Source organism: Halosimplex aquaticum (assembly GCF_028747785.1).
Taxonomy (GTDB): Archaea; Halobacteriota; Halobacteria; order Halobacteriales; family Haloarculaceae; genus Halosimplex; species Halosimplex aquaticum.
Window position 1 is genome coordinate 72,440 of the sequence record NZ_CP118159.1, and the last position, 12,713, is coordinate 85,152.

15 protein-coding genes are annotated in these 12,713 nt (G+C 54.5%); 7 read left to right on the plus strand and 8 right to left on the minus strand.

Annotated elements, in window-relative coordinates:
• Window positions 1-60 precede the first annotated feature (60 nt).
• The gene (locus PSC72_RS24040; RefSeq protein ID WP_007538796.1) at window positions 61-246 is read left to right on the plus strand and encodes a hypothetical protein; all 186 of its coding nucleotides are present in this window, start codon (window positions 61-63) and stop codon (window positions 244-246) included.
• An 87-nt stretch (window positions 247-333) separates the two neighbouring features.
• Here PSC72_RS24040 and PSC72_RS24045 read toward each other — a convergent pair whose 3' ends face one another.
• The 4 genes from PSC72_RS24045 to PSC72_RS24060 all read right to left on the minus strand — a co-directional run bounded on the left by PSC72_RS24045 (window position 334) and on the right by PSC72_RS24060 (window position 3,366).
• Window positions 334-834 (minus strand): hypothetical protein, encoded by a 501-nt coding sequence (locus tag PSC72_RS24045; protein WP_274326346.1) that lies wholly within the window; start codon window positions 832-834, stop codon window positions 334-336.
• Window positions 835-955: 121 nt separating this feature from the next.
• Window positions 956-1,528, minus strand: a complete 573-nt coding sequence (locus PSC72_RS24050; RefSeq protein ID WP_274326347.1) for a hypothetical protein — start codon at window positions 1,526-1,528, stop codon at window positions 956-958.
• A 226-nt stretch (window positions 1,529-1,754) separates the two neighbouring features.
• The gene (locus PSC72_RS24055) at window positions 1,755-2,972 is read right to left on the minus strand and encodes an IS701 family transposase (RefSeq protein WP_274326348.1); all 1,218 of its coding nucleotides are present in this window, start codon (window positions 2,970-2,972) and stop codon (window positions 1,755-1,757) included.
• A 16-nt stretch (window positions 2,973-2,988) separates the two neighbouring features.
• A complete protein-coding gene (locus PSC72_RS24060) occupies window positions 2,989-3,366 on the minus strand; it encodes a hypothetical protein (RefSeq protein WP_274326349.1) in 378 nt (125 codons plus the stop codon).
• Between the two features lie 210 nt (window positions 3,367-3,576).
• Here PSC72_RS24060 and PSC72_RS25685 point away from each other — a divergent pair, with 210 nt between their 5' ends.
• On the plus strand, window positions 3,577-4,068 hold the full coding sequence (locus tag PSC72_RS25685; RefSeq protein WP_382261881.1) for a metal-dependent hydrolase: 492 nt from the start codon (window positions 3,577-3,579) through the stop codon (window positions 4,066-4,068).
• A gap of 34 nt (window positions 4,069-4,102) precedes the next feature.
• Here PSC72_RS25685 and PSC72_RS24065 read toward each other — a convergent pair whose 3' ends face one another.
• Entirely contained in the window at window positions 4,103-4,993 is an 891-nt protein-coding gene (locus tag PSC72_RS24065) for a hypothetical protein (protein WP_274326350.1), read from the minus strand.
• Between the two features lie 367 nt (window positions 4,994-5,360).
• On the opposite strand from PSC72_RS24065, the gene PSC72_RS24070 reads away from it, so the two are divergent.
• Complete coding sequence (locus PSC72_RS24070; protein ID WP_274326351.1) at window positions 5,361-6,998, plus strand: hypothetical protein; 1,638 nt, start codon at window positions 5,361-5,363, stop codon at window positions 6,996-6,998.
• A 129-nt stretch (window positions 6,999-7,127) separates the two neighbouring features.
• Here PSC72_RS24070 and PSC72_RS24075 read toward each other — a convergent pair whose 3' ends face one another.
• From PSC72_RS24075 to PSC72_RS24085, 3 genes are all read right to left on the minus strand, one after another.
• Window positions 7,128-9,365, minus strand: a complete 2,238-nt coding sequence (locus PSC72_RS24075; RefSeq protein WP_274326352.1) for an Ig-like domain-containing protein — start codon at window positions 9,363-9,365, stop codon at window positions 7,128-7,130.
• 88 nt (window positions 9,366-9,453) lie between these two features.
• The gene (locus PSC72_RS24080) at window positions 9,454-9,888 is read right to left on the minus strand and encodes a hypothetical protein (protein WP_274326353.1); all 435 of its coding nucleotides are present in this window, start codon (window positions 9,886-9,888) and stop codon (window positions 9,454-9,456) included.
• A gap of 102 nt (window positions 9,889-9,990) precedes the next feature.
• Entirely contained in the window at window positions 9,991-11,208 is a 1,218-nt protein-coding gene (locus PSC72_RS24085; protein WP_274326354.1) for a hypothetical protein, read from the minus strand.
• Between the two features lie 230 nt (window positions 11,209-11,438).
• On the opposite strand from PSC72_RS24085, the gene PSC72_RS24090 reads away from it, so the two are divergent.
• Genes PSC72_RS24090 through PSC72_RS24105 form a run of 4 tightly spaced genes read left to right on the plus strand, consistent with a single transcriptional unit; the run spans window position 11,439 to window position 12,614 of the window.
• Window positions 11,439-11,567, plus strand: coding sequence for a hypothetical protein (locus tag PSC72_RS24090; protein WP_255355561.1), 129 nt, complete (start codon window positions 11,439-11,441; stop codon window positions 11,565-11,567).
• A 16-nt stretch (window positions 11,568-11,583) separates the two neighbouring features.
• Complete coding sequence (locus PSC72_RS24095; RefSeq protein ID WP_274326355.1) at window positions 11,584-11,979, plus strand: hypothetical protein; 396 nt, start codon at window positions 11,584-11,586, stop codon at window positions 11,977-11,979.
• Window positions 11,976-12,152 (plus strand): hypothetical protein, encoded by a 177-nt coding sequence (locus tag PSC72_RS24100; protein WP_158598786.1) that lies wholly within the window; start codon window positions 11,976-11,978, stop codon window positions 12,150-12,152. Before PSC72_RS24095 ends, PSC72_RS24100 begins: the two co-directional genes overlap by 4 nt.
• Window positions 12,153-12,614 (plus strand): hypothetical protein, encoded by a 462-nt coding sequence (locus tag PSC72_RS24105; protein ID WP_274326356.1) that lies wholly within the window; start codon window positions 12,153-12,155, stop codon window positions 12,612-12,614.
• Window positions 12,615-12,713 lie beyond the last annotated feature (99 nt).

Genomic DNA, 12,713 nt, shown 5'->3' on the forward strand with positions numbered 1-12,713 from the left:
GACCACCATGTCGTATACTACCAGAAGGGGTAGGCTGAACAGCCAGAGGGGACGTCAGCGATGAGCCGATATTCGATTCCCGTGAAAGAGGGAACCCGTGACCGCCTTCGGGCGTACAGCAATCGGAATCTCCTCGACCGACAGTCCTACGACCAGGCAGTGAACGAACTTCTCGATCAAGTGGAGTTCGCCTCTGCCGAAGAACTCAACGCGCAGTACGGATCCATCGAACGAGGTCGCGTCTAGCTCCTATTCCGCTATCAACAGAATGGGGGACGGCCAACATCGGCCGAAGCGCGACTTACCTTTCAGTTTTTGGGGTTTCTCGGATACTCAGAGCCCATAGATACCCGCGATGGCAGAGAACAGGATTCCACCCATCGAGACACCGATCATCACGAGTCCCCATGTGACTCCGCGGTAGCCGCGAGTTGAGGTTCGACCGTATCTTGAGCCTCCCGCCCACAGCGCAGCCCCTAGCGAAAAACAAGCCAGACCCAGATAGGAGAGCATTCCAGACGCTGCTTGCGCTATGGGGAGAAGTCCCGAAGTCCCGCTCGCTCCGTACGGCCAGCCCGATGGGAGGAATCCTGTCCCGCCCATGATGAATGCGACGAGGTCGTAGAACGCATTCATACCGAGGATTGCAACGAGAGCGGCAGCAGCTCCAACCATCATCCCTCGGTAGCGAATCGATCGTCGCGAATTCGTCTTCGTTGTGAAGAAGCCGAGGATGCCGACGACGAGGAAAATCAGCGCGAGATATCTGGCTGTCACCTCCGCAACGGTGAACAGTCGAAATGCTGGATCGACGAGATCAGAAACAGACGGCATGGCTCTTACCTCACAGGGGTTGAGAAAGAAGAAATAGCCTTAGAAGGTGCGGAGTGCGCACAGTTGCGGCCAGCGAGTCTGAACAGTAGAAATGGCTTCGGCCAGTGCGGCGGTTTAGCAGTCAATAGGGATCGTACTGATCGCAAACTTCGTCAATGTTCTCTTCGACCAGGTGCAACGCGTAAACTCCCACAAAGGGGAGGATAGAAAAGCCTGGTGTCAGCCCTTGAGAGATTAAGAGGAGTGCAAAAGTTCTCGCGACGTTCTTTTGCTCTCTGGTTTTTTGGGTAACCGCCTGAACACTATTCTCCCCACAGATGATGGGGTAGTACTGTCTCACCAAAACCTCAAAGAAATCATCGCCGGGATACATGAGAAACTCATGGTCTAATTCTTCATTTGTGACATCAATCACATCCACATCTCCATTAGAAGCCCGGCGAGCGAATCCGCTTGGAAGATCAGTTTCCTGCAGCAGATCTAAAACCCATTCCGGTTGATTATCTAATACCTCAGAAACTGCCGAATCAAGCTGTGGGTAGTCACTTTGGAGGTCCACATTGGGGTCGTTTCTCAGGTCAAGTGCCATGACAAACAATGCTTCAGAAAGCCACCCTTGTTCGTAATCCTGACTCAGCAAATCCTCAAGCACTTCATCCAACATTCGCTCTATCTCAGGGTCTGTATTTGCCATACTCCACAGAGAAGAACAGTAATTGGATAATAGTATTCATATATCCAAGGGAAGAACGGAAACTACGGTCTCTTTATCAGCCAACGGGAGTGGCTACTCACCGTCATCTGTCACCTCGATCGAGACCTCGATATCGTCGAGAGTGAGATCGGGGTCATCGCTTGCAAAGAGAACACTTGCTTCTAACACACTCTCCAGCTTATCCACGTCACTCGACTCTGCACGTTCATAAACTCCCTTCAGAATGGAGAAAGAGGTGGTCGATTTCTTCCATCAGTCCGTCGAGGTCACGATCTGGCTGGTCGCGCACCCACGAGAACATGTTGTAGATCGTCTCTTTGAGGCCGTGTTCGAGCTGTGCTCGGAGCGACGAGGCTTTCGAGACGAGTCGCTCCGAGACGCTCGATTCGGGACCAAGACGAAGGAGACTGTAGGTAAGCATCTGAAGGTGCCAGTGGCGACTGGCACCGTCAGAATCACGCACCTCGCAGTCTCCAAGGCCGAGATCCTGCTTCGAGTCCTCGAAGAACGTCTCTATTCGCCACCGATAGGAGTAGCTCCGAATGATGTGAGCAGAAGGCGCGTCAATCTTGTTCGTTGCAAGGTACTTGACCGGATTCTCTTCGTCCTCGTCAGTGACCTTCTCGGCGATCACCAGCCGAACCTCGCCTAACTTCGACACAGACAGCGTCTTCGTCCAGATCTTGTACGTTTCCTCGTCAATCTCCCGTTCCTCCTTGTCGATGCGCTCTTCCAGCGCATCGACGCGCATCTCCTGGTTTGCGTAGGTCACTTTCCGGTTGCTCCGAAGCGGCCCGATCCAGTCCTTTCCGTATGATTCGACGTGTTCGATCAGCTCCGAGTCGTGGGCAAACCACGAATCGAAGAGGTAGGTGTCCGCAGGCACACCTACCTCTTCTTCGAGTTCCGTGATCATCTCCCGGGAGAGATCGTACTTCGTCTCGTCTTCGGTGTCTTGGTCTTCGTCGTCGGCTTTCTCGTACTGGCGAAACACGAGCGGATAGGATGTTTTGTCGTCGGTGTAGAACGAGTAAACGAGGTCTTGTCCCCAGACAGGTTCGCCTTCGGTGTGATCGTAGAACTCTCCAGCACCGGGAAGTTCCTTCCCGGTTCGCTGGAACACCGAATCGTCGATAACGATGTAGCCGTCCTGTGACCACCGCGTCTCGCCGTGTTTTTGCAGTTCTTCCAACCGCTCGTGGTTGAGTTGGTCTTCGTCCCAGTCGTACTCGGTGAGGAACTTGTTGAGTGCTCGCTCACCTTGGGCAGGAAGAACCTCTCGGGCGATTCCAGTCACGGTCTTGCTGCGGCCCGCAGCAAGACCTGTCACGTACGTTTTGGCGTGATGGGTCTGGTGATACGACAGCGAGTTGAACTCGTCCAGCGGATCGGTACACGACAGGAAGTTCGTTATCGGCAGCATCTGCCGTCGCTGCCCTCTACATCGCCTCCCGACTTAAACGTGCAGAGCCGAGCACGTCAGTTGCATTGATCATAAACTGAAACGGGCAGGTCAATCGAACCAGCTTTTCCAGCTCACCAATGTCGTCAGTCGTAATCTCTTCATCTTGAATGTCTCCATAGAGAGCTTCGTGGTTGTCGAATTCCTCCCATCGGTCCAGAAGACAGAAATCCGCCAGTGCATGCCGAACAGTTTCATGTAGTCGAGTATGGTAACCGTCGGGCAGTGTCTCGTTCCCGTCAATCGCCTCCTGAATATGTCCTCGATCGACGAGGGAGAGAAATCCATCTGACCAGTCTTTCCGCGTTGGGTTGAGTTCTGACCCACACTCCGGGCAGTAGTTTGCTGTGGGCATCACGGAATTATTGCAGCTGTCACAGATGACCATACTCCTAGCTTCGCCACGGACACTATTCAACTCCCTCTGGAGCGGGACAGATCACTGCAATATTTCTGCGGAATATATGGGTTTCAGGCTATCTTACGCCAGAATTGATTAGATACACCTCTACGTATTCGATTCTATCAGCACACATTCCGGATCTGGTGGCTGAGTCGATAACCCATGTACAAGGACGGACACCGAGGCGTTGCATTACTGCTGATGGTTCCACTAACAGGTCTGTTCGGGATTGTCGGGTTTGGGATGACGATTCTCGCGGTGGCCGTCTGTCGGTTTCCCGATCTCGACCACGATTACGGGTGGCTCCCACACAGAGGTCTGACCCACACGTTTTGGTTCGCAGCGGGTGCCGGAGCGGTAACGACAGCTGGACTCTATGTCGGCCTCATCGGACTCCCTGTCGAGATTCCAGCCTGGCCGCTCGCTCTACTCGCAGGAACTACCGTCTTCTTGGGAATCGTCTCACACCTAATCGCAGATGCACTAACGGTCGGTCGCGGAGATCGCGCAATTCGCCCGTTCCAACCACTGTCTCCTGAACAACTCAGGTTCGGTCTCATTCGGTCGAATTCCCGCATCTGGAATGGAGCGTTACTAATTGGTGGTATCGGGGCACAGATACTCGCCCTGGGACTGTTCTATCGACCCTTCTGACGAAGGTGAATCTCCCGATTCTATAGAATGGATCTTAGGATAGATTCTCGATTTTCTCCTTGTCGGCGTCGGTGAGCAACTGAACGTCGTGTTCCTCCTCAAGCTCAGATATACTCTGTAAAAGCTGGAGCGCTGTCTCTTCATCTCCTTCTTTCAAATGGTACTTCGCCTGTTTGCGCTCCACTTTGGCGACCCCTTTCTTGCCGTCGTACCAGGGTACGATTTCGTAGTAGTACTGTTTCGCCTGGTTGAGGTGAGCCCACCATGCGTCGGTGTCTCCCTCCTCTTTGTGGATTTCCTTCGATAGCTTCCAATGAGCGTCTGCTAATTTATTTGCGATCGATTTCTTCCTGTTCTCGTCGTCGGTGAGTTCGTACGCCTCTTCGAGAAGTTCGATAGACTCCTGCATATCAGCTCGCTCGCTGCTGTCCAGAAGTTCGTCGATACGGTCTTGACTCTCGAGTTTCTGGCTCTTCCAGACTGTATTACCGTCGAGGTCGATAGCCCGATACCGTTCGTCACCATCGAAGAGGTACAGAACGAGTTCGCCATCGATCTCTCCGAATTCTTGTGGAGGACCGTTGAGGTTCGACGTCTCGAACTCCGTGATGAGTTCTTGAGACTCGACATCAAAGATGTACACCGAACGGTCGGGATTGTGGGTTGCTGTGGAAGCGTACCGACCGTCCTCAGTGATTGAACACTCCCAGATGTTCGCATCGAACTCGTGCTCAATGCTTGGCTGGCCGTCAGGAGCCACAACATGGAGTGTCCCAGCGAGATCTTGATTATCAGCTTCGCCGATGTCGGTAACAACGACGTGCCCGGTGTTTGCGACGGCAACGTTTTCTGCACGAGTTACAGCGAATGCGTGTTGAACTTCCCCGTCCCCTCTGACTAAGACGATTGGAGTGCCGCAGTTCATTCCAGTTCGTCCGTACAAGCACCGCCACTCCCCATTTGGCGATGGCACTGACGAGAAGGTGACCCGCTCGCCACGAAACTCTCCCTGGATGAACTCCTTGTCTAATGGGCTGTCAATCACGATATCTGGTTCCGGCCCAGAGACGTCCTTCGATCCCGAATCGGTGTCGTTGCCCGAACCGAATAACCGACTAAGCAATCCCATAACACTAGTCAGTGACGAATATGTGATAAAGACCCACAATGGTTCTGACAACAACAAACGCCCCCTGCTTTTCGATTAAGACAGCACGATTAAGCGCCTCTATGGCGCGGAGGAGGTCGTGTTTCCGAAAAATAATGAAAGGGAGGTTGTATTGGTGAAGTAAATGGATCCCGTTGAAGAGGCCCTCGATAATGCTAATACATCCGCTAGCGATGATTTCGGTTTCCAGTCAGCCTTGCATACATTAAAGCGACAAATCGATGGGGAAGTCCGGAACGAACTTCTCTACAATATTGCTCTTCTCGAATCCACCGACGCCGAACATCCGCTACTGGAAGCACTTCGAGGCTACCAACGTTGGGAGAACGAGCAAGACTACGAGAACGGAGCAGAGCACGCCCTGAAGAACTACGAAGAGGGAATCGACCAAGCCCTTGATGACTGCTGGTTTCACGTAGCGAGCTGGTCCCTCGCCGCGTACATCGATCTCGCCGACTCATTGAACCACGAAGACCGGTTACAGCAGGCCGTCGACGACGCTATCGAGTTGCTCGAAGAGCAGTATTCAGAGTTCGATACAGACGAGGGGAGTGCGGGACGCATCTTGGATGCGATCTCGGAAGCGGACCTTCGATCGATTGATTCAGCAACGCTTGATCGACTTGTCGAGTTCTCTTGGACTCGTGCGGAGTACACCAACAAGCAACACAACTACCATGCGCAGCGGAATTACCTCCATCGTATCCGTCAAATCCAGGAGCAGAGGGACGGATCCATCGAAGATGTCCAAGAGGGACTGATTGAGTCCTATGAGGACGAGATTGAGTTCCAGAAGACGAGAGGTCACTTAGTGACTGCAACGACGATAGAGGAAGCACTGAAAGAGTGTGAGTCGTTTGCCGATGAGGAGACGCTCAATCGATGGCGGCTTGAAAAACGCAGGGAGAACCGAAAGGGAATCGAGCAGGAGATGAAGCCTGTTGGTGGTGAGGTCCCTGATGAAGTTACCGAGAACTTCACTTCTATTGCGAACACTCTAGTTGAAAATTTCGAGAATGCTGCCAACGAGTTCTCACCCGAACAAGCGTTCTTGGGTCTCGTGAAGGTCCCTGTCTTTCTTCCACACATTGATGACGAACCCTCCGACTCTGGGCCGCAGCCCGGAGAGGAGGAAGAAGGGGAGAATTGGTTTCCGACAGCTTCGCTCACCGATATCTTCCCACGACGGCATACGACTCATGAGGGAGACTCAGTCTCCAGCGAAACGTCAGAAATTGATGTTCCTGAGTGGTATTCCGCTGAGGCACGATTATCTGTCGGGCTGACTGCCCGGGTTGTGTATAAACTCATCAATCAAAGGTTGATCAAGGAGCATCACTTCTTCACGTTGCTTGAATCGATCGACGGGGCGACTGTCGATGACAAAGCCTTCCTGACGGACTTCATCATCGCTTTCTTCGAGGACCGACATGCAGAGGCGATCCATCTCGGGATGCCCCGTCTCGAGGGAGTAATAAAACACCAGTTGGAGGCCTCGGGCACTGCGATTACTGCGTCCATTCGCGGTGAGGATCTCCCGAAGACGTTTGGTGGATTGATGAATCGGTTGGACGGGTTGCTGGACGAGGACTATGTGACTTTTCTACGGTTCAGATACCACGACGCTACTGGGGCAGCGCTGCGGAATCGTACTGCGCACGGCGAGCTCCGGTACAAAGAGGCTCACTACGATTTCTCGGCGTCCCTGCTTGTTGAAATCTTCCGGAGTGCGGTGTATATCAGCGAATTAGATCAAGAGTAGTCGGTGTAGGGGAATACGGCTCTCTTGAACCCTCCGACCATGACAGAAGTCGCGTTCTGAATAGTGAAGACAAGTCGGGCGTATGTGTCAGAGGTAATTCGTGAGACCCTTATCTAGCAGCATTCATTATCACGCGGGCTTCTCGCGCATGAATCGCATCCAGAACAGCGCGAAGATTCCGAGCGCGAGCCATTCAATGAAGATGATTGTATTCGATATTGCGACGTTGAGGTAGCCGAAGAGGTCGGTAGCCCCCGAAAGGAACGAGGTGGGCGAGACGCCATAGGAGTGGGTCTCCAGGTAGTACTGGGACCGAGACTCGCGCCAATCATCGCCGGCGAAGTGAGCACGGACGAGCGTCCCTGAGAGAGGAACTGTCGCTCGTCCGTTCGCATCTGTCGTCACGTTTTGTACGCTGGCTCCATCGAGACTGACCAGTCGGTTCGGGATCGGATTCCCGGCAGTATCAGAGAGGAACACTTCGGCTGTCCCAGCGCTGTGGTTCATCGTCACCGTGAGTCGTGACTCCTGATAGCGGACGACGCTCACAGAGGTATCGACGGGAAGTCCCCAGACATCGCCTGCCTGAACACTCACCGTCTCGCCCATCGTGCGATCCAGGCTTTTCAGGATGCCCGCGTACTGATCGTAGAGATAGGTCGGCTTCGCGTTCTCCGGAGCGACGATGGTACTCGGCAGCGACGCCGCTGGAACAGATCTGTTCTGATCGACGTACGTCGTCTCCCACCAGATACGTTGGTCTGCGGTTTGTTCCGCGAGGACACTCACGTTCCCGGGACTCATCCGATACCGGAGCATCGCTGGATAGGCCCCGTTGTACGAGTGGGAGGCTTCTACCTGAGTCGTTCCACCCTGGGTCCGCTCTTCAACGTGCGTATTCCGAGAGACAGAGTAGAATCGCCACGGCGCCGTGACGTACATCGTCTTTTCGCCGATCTGTATTTCGACGTCTTCCCATGCAGCTGCGCCGGCTGCGAGTCCCTGCTCGCCACTCCAATTGACGGCGACGATGTCTCGACCCGGTCGGTCGTACACCTGGACGTCGATGGAGAGATCGTCGCTGCTGACCGTCTCGATGGGAACCGAATACTGGAGTTCGACCGTCCGATTGACCGTTCGTCGGTTGTTCCACTCCGAACACTGTGCGCTAGAGACGCCGTAGTGAGTCTCCATCTCGACCTCTATTCGAAGTGTCGCGGAGAGGTCGTAGTTCCCCGGTGGGAGCCGACGTGGTCGAGAGGTCGTGTAGTTCATCGTCGTCCACATTCCCGGTCGCGTTCGGTCGAGGCTGATGTTCCCCGCTGTGACGTTCACAATCGAGGCGTTCGAATCGATGAGTTGGTAGTTGGCCCAGCGGGTCAGGGGATAGGTGTGGTTGTGAGTGACCGTCGTGTTGCCCTGCTTGTGGTGGTGGGTGATGGTGCAGGTTCCGCTCTCGCTGTAATCGGCTGGCTCCTCAATCCGGTAATCCCACGGGACGTAGGTGGTGAGCTGCCAGCTCGGGGTGACGTACCGACCGTCGTGCCAGACACCGGGAATGACGTCGATGTTTCCAACGTACGCATCGCGGACGAGCGCATGAGTGCCCGGTTGCCACTGGAGGTTGACGTTCGCGCCGTCAGTGGTTGGGAATACCTCAATGCCGTTCTCTGTGGGGACGACGGACGTGCTTCGCGCTGCGGACTCACTGGGGGCCATCTCGGAGTGCTGAAGGAGCGATTCGATGATCTGGATCTTCCGCTCGATCACAGTGCTATAGTACGAGGAGAGGACGAGCGCCTCATCTGGATTCGTGACGGTGAGGTTTCCGTCGACGCGCTCGACGTCTGCATTGTAGACCGGGTTCCACCAGCCATTGGGGTGTCGGACTTCAACGGTGTACTGGCCGTCGTTGCTCGTGGCTCGACTCGGGTCGCCGGTATAGATCGGAAGAATGCGGAACTCGCCGTCCCACCAGTCCCGGAGGGTCGTCCACTGGTCACGGTACGGGACCTGAACGAACCCGTGGAGTCCGGATTGGTACATATCGGACTCGTTCGCGATGAGCAGTGCGTCGCGTGATTGGATGTTCGAGTCCCAGAGCTGGACCGGCTGGGTAACGACGGTCCGGTTCACTTCGGTGATCGTTCCGTTCTCGCCGTACTCGTAGACCTGAACGACACTGGATCCCCGCCCTGGGTCGGGATCGTTACTCGCCAACACCCGAAAGGTGTCGTCGTAGTCCTTCTCGACACCCGGCTCTGGACTGGGGATGATTAGATCGCCTGCCGCTGCCCCGATGACCGCACTGGAGACGAGAAGGAAGACGACGCCGGCGACGACGAGCCGTGTCTTCACGAGTGTCACAGGGAGACGAACGGGAGTTCGAGGTAGTCGTTTCGTGAATCGAGCTACTCGGCGTGGTTTTGAGAGGGACGAGCGGCCCTCACGAGACTTATCCGAGGACATACTGCAGGAGGTCCACGAACGTCCCGAAAGCGGTCCCAACAACGAACAGCCCGCCGCCTGACATCGCGAGTCTTCGACCCCAGGCACGGCGATAGAGGCTGTGGCTCCCGAGCCAGGCCATCACGCCCAGGACCAACAGGACGAGACCAGCGTAGACGAATACTGTCGCCGTCCACGGTGGGAAGTCAAGCATCGAACTGAAATCCACGACTGCGAGGATTGTCTCCGGACGCAACCGCTGGAATACGAAGAGAGACAGCCATCCGAGGTCGGTGAACGAGCCCAAGACATCACCAGCGACGTGGAATCGTTCGATTGGAATCGTCAGTGGCCCTGTAACGGGGAGCAGCAGGTCAGGCAGGCGCTCAAGGAAGCCACCAGCGAACGGCAGCAAGAGGTGGAACTGGTGAGGTGTCAGCATGGTCGTCGCTATCGAGGAGGCTGTACCGCGAGAAAAGTCCTCTAAGAATGCGGAAGCCGCACGCTTGCGCCTGCCGCAACAGTGCGCTGTACGCAGGAATGATTAGCTCCGTAGATAGGATCTCCACCCTGCCCTGAGATTGATTTCACCACAGAACATTTTCTCTCGGACCTCCGCATCAAGCTCCTCGAACAGTTCCTCGAAAGCGTCCGGGGCCAGGTCGGGACAACTTGCCCCTTTTCGATACAATCGGAGATTCGGATGCTCATGATAATACTCTCCATCATCGTCCCTAGTCCATCGAAACTGTAGGTGACGAGTACTCTCACCCGGCAGGTTCTTGAAGATATCCGCTCCCCGTTCAGGAACGTACACGTGCTGAGCTTCCTTCGCTTCTAATTCAGGATACTCCTCATACACCCACTCGATTAGTGGTTCATAATTGACTTCTTCTCCTGAAAACGTCATCTCTCGAATGCTCTCCGGGATGGCTCCGAGTAGTGACGAAAAATACTCAGCACTTATCCAGCCAAAATTTGAGGTCTTATTACTATTTTCGTCAGTCCATCGAATTCGAAGTCCCAATTTCCCGTCCTCAAATACGCTGGAGTCACCGTTCAGTCTTTTGAGTTGCAGTAGTTTACGGTGCCCAGAGTCGGGATTGTAGTCAGAGATATCCATCTCTAGCTGCTCATATTCCAGATACCGTGCATATTCAGCTAGAAGATATCGATCTAATTTGGATAACGAGGCATCAGTAAAGAGTGAGAGACAGAAATCGTAGATACGTCTCCACTTGATTTCCAATCTTTCTGTGTCGTCCGTATCAAGGGAATGGGCATATCGATTCAGCTCGTCCTCAGTGAGTTTATCGGCTCCTGTTTTCACCTCCAGAACAATGATTGAAGAGCCATTACGGTGTGGGACATCAATGATTCCGTCAGGAATGTTGAAGTCCTTAACCTTATCCTCGTTATCTATCGTTCCCCCCATTCGAGAGATGCCAAGAACGTACCCCTTTTCTGAAGCTGTATCAACCGAATCGATACCCCGCTGTGTATGAAATGTAACAGGGTCTCCTGCGGGTTGAGTCCTAAGTGTCCTCTCATCAGGGACTTGTTCTGCATCCTCATATACATCAAATACTGAAGGAGACATCTGAAAATCGCCAACGAATAGAGACAGAAAGTCAGCCAACACTCTTGGGTTGGTATCTTGCAGCAGTTTCAGAAGACCTTTTGTCGTGTTGTTTTCAAGTTGCTCCGCCTTGGTCTGTCCACTGTGTTGAAAAGTAAATATAGGGTCCCACTTTTCTCGCATAGGTTTCAAGATTGATTGCGTGATTATCAATCCACCAGGTTCTCTGTCATCTATACTAGAGCAGTATTGGAGATACCCTTCTTACCCCATCATGATTAGAGCCCATCAGGGCAATCGGATTATTGCAGAAACCGAACGCTTGCGCCTGCCGCAACAGTGCGCTGTACGCAGTATTACGTCATACGCATTCCTGAAATAAACAAATGGGTTCCTCGCCGAGGAGTGGTGTGATGCACTACCAAACAGTACCCACAACTGGGGCAGTCCTGTCGCTCCCCACCGGCACGATGCTACCAGTCGTGACTGCATTCGAACTCTCGTTCCTGAGTGACGGCTCGCTCGCCGAGTGTGCCAGCTGAGGGTGGTGAGTTGAGAATGCCTGAAATCGAGATCCGGTTCAGAAACGAGACAGAGTACCACCGACTCAGAACGATCCGAGACAAGTACGGCGTGCAGTGGCGGGGCATGCTGATTCAAGGAGCCAAGCGACTCGAAGGTCGGGAGATCTGGTTCACCGATCAGAAGAGGGGTGAAGCTTCGACAGAACCCTTCCAGGGCCACGGGTCGGTACGGTCACACGGGCGTGAGAAGCGAAGGCGAGAGGAACTCACGGAGTCCAGCAGGCATGATGGTCCAGGTAGCTCTGCTGAGGACCACAACCCGGTTTCTTCGCTGTTCGATTCTCGAGGGTCACTGCGAACGCTCGACACCGGAGCACGTCACGAACGCCCATCGGTCGACGAGTTCAGTCCAGTTGAGGTCGAGCGATGAAGTCGACACGGATCATCATCAAGGACGACGAGCAGTTCGAACAGTTAGACGCGGTTCGTGAGCGCCACGGGGTCAACTGGCGCGGGATGCTGATCAAAGGAGCTGAACGGCTGGAAGCGGGCGGTGTGCTTCCGACCGAAGCAGAACTCTGTGACGGCGAGGAGGTCGAGTAGATGCCCGATCCTGTGCCCGTCGCGAGCAACCTCCTGGAGTCGAAGTTCCTCGGCTTCTCGGTGAAGCGACTCGCCGAATCCTTGGCAATCCCGTTAGCGCCGTGTGCCGTTCTCTATACGGTTGGCTTCCCACTGCTGTTCACGTTCCCGCTGTTCGTCGTCGGCATCGGAATCGGCGGGTTGATCTTCATGAAGACACCGCCCGGACAGCGTCCCCTACGATACGCTCATGCGGTGTTTCACTTCAAGACGGGGTCGAACGTCTACGTCTGGCGTCATCCCGACCCGGAACACGGCGATCTCGGTATCGGCGTGACGCAAGACGAGTGGCTCACCCAACCGCGACCTCCAGGTTGGGGAGAGTACCCTGCGAAGACTAGCGGAGCGGACCTCGCCTATCAGGGCGTCCTCGACGCAACGCGACCCAATCTGGATGGTTCGTCGACGGAGGAGGAGCAATGAATCTCCAGAGTAGCGTGGGCAGTGGCGAGCAGTCGACGCTTGACCTACTGAACTTCGAGAACGTCCGAGATGGCGGCGTTATCGAGACGCCCACGGCGT

Bases quoted from the DNA above. Each gene is read 5' to 3' on its own strand.
- PSC72_RS24040 (WP_007538796.1), top strand. From the start codon at position 61: ATGAGCCGATATTCGATTCCCGTGAAAGAGGGAACCCGTGACCGCCTT.
- PSC72_RS24045 (WP_274326346.1), bottom strand. From the start codon at position 834: ATGCCGTCTGTTTCTGATCTCGTCGATCCAGCATTTCGACTGTTCACC.
- PSC72_RS24050 (WP_274326347.1), bottom strand. From the start codon at position 1,528: ATGGCAAATACAGACCCTGAGATAGAGCGAATGTTGGATGAAGTGCTT.
- PSC72_RS24055 (WP_274326348.1), bottom strand. From the start codon at position 2,972: ATGCTGCCGATAACGAACTTCCTGTCGTGTACCGATCCGCTGGACGAG.
- PSC72_RS24060 (WP_274326349.1), bottom strand. From the start codon at position 3,366: ATGCCCACAGCAAACTACTGCCCGGAGTGTGGGTCAGAACTCAACCCA.
- PSC72_RS25685 (WP_382261881.1), top strand. From the start codon at position 3,577: ATGTACAAGGACGGACACCGAGGCGTTGCATTACTGCTGATGGTTCCA.
- PSC72_RS24065 (WP_274326350.1), bottom strand. From the start codon at position 4,993: ATGAACTGCGGCACTCCAATCGTCTTAGTCAGAGGGGACGGGGAAGTT.
- PSC72_RS24070 (WP_274326351.1), top strand. From the start codon at position 5,361: ATGGATCCCGTTGAAGAGGCCCTCGATAATGCTAATACATCCGCTAGC.
- PSC72_RS24080 (WP_274326353.1), bottom strand. From the start codon at position 9,888: ATGCTGACACCTCACCAGTTCCACCTCTTGCTGCCGTTCGCTGGTGGC.
- PSC72_RS24085 (WP_274326354.1), bottom strand. From the start codon at position 11,208: ATGCGAGAAAAGTGGGACCCTATATTTACTTTTCAACACAGTGGACAG.
- PSC72_RS24090 (WP_255355561.1), top strand. From the start codon at position 11,439: ATGCACTACCAAACAGTACCCACAACTGGGGCAGTCCTGTCGCTCCCC.
- PSC72_RS24095 (WP_274326355.1), top strand. From the start codon at position 11,584: ATGCCTGAAATCGAGATCCGGTTCAGAAACGAGACAGAGTACCACCGA.
- PSC72_RS24100 (WP_158598786.1), top strand. From the start codon at position 11,976: ATGAAGTCGACACGGATCATCATCAAGGACGACGAGCAGTTCGAACAG.
- PSC72_RS24105 (WP_274326356.1), top strand. From the start codon at position 12,153: ATGCCCGATCCTGTGCCCGTCGCGAGCAACCTCCTGGAGTCGAAGTTC.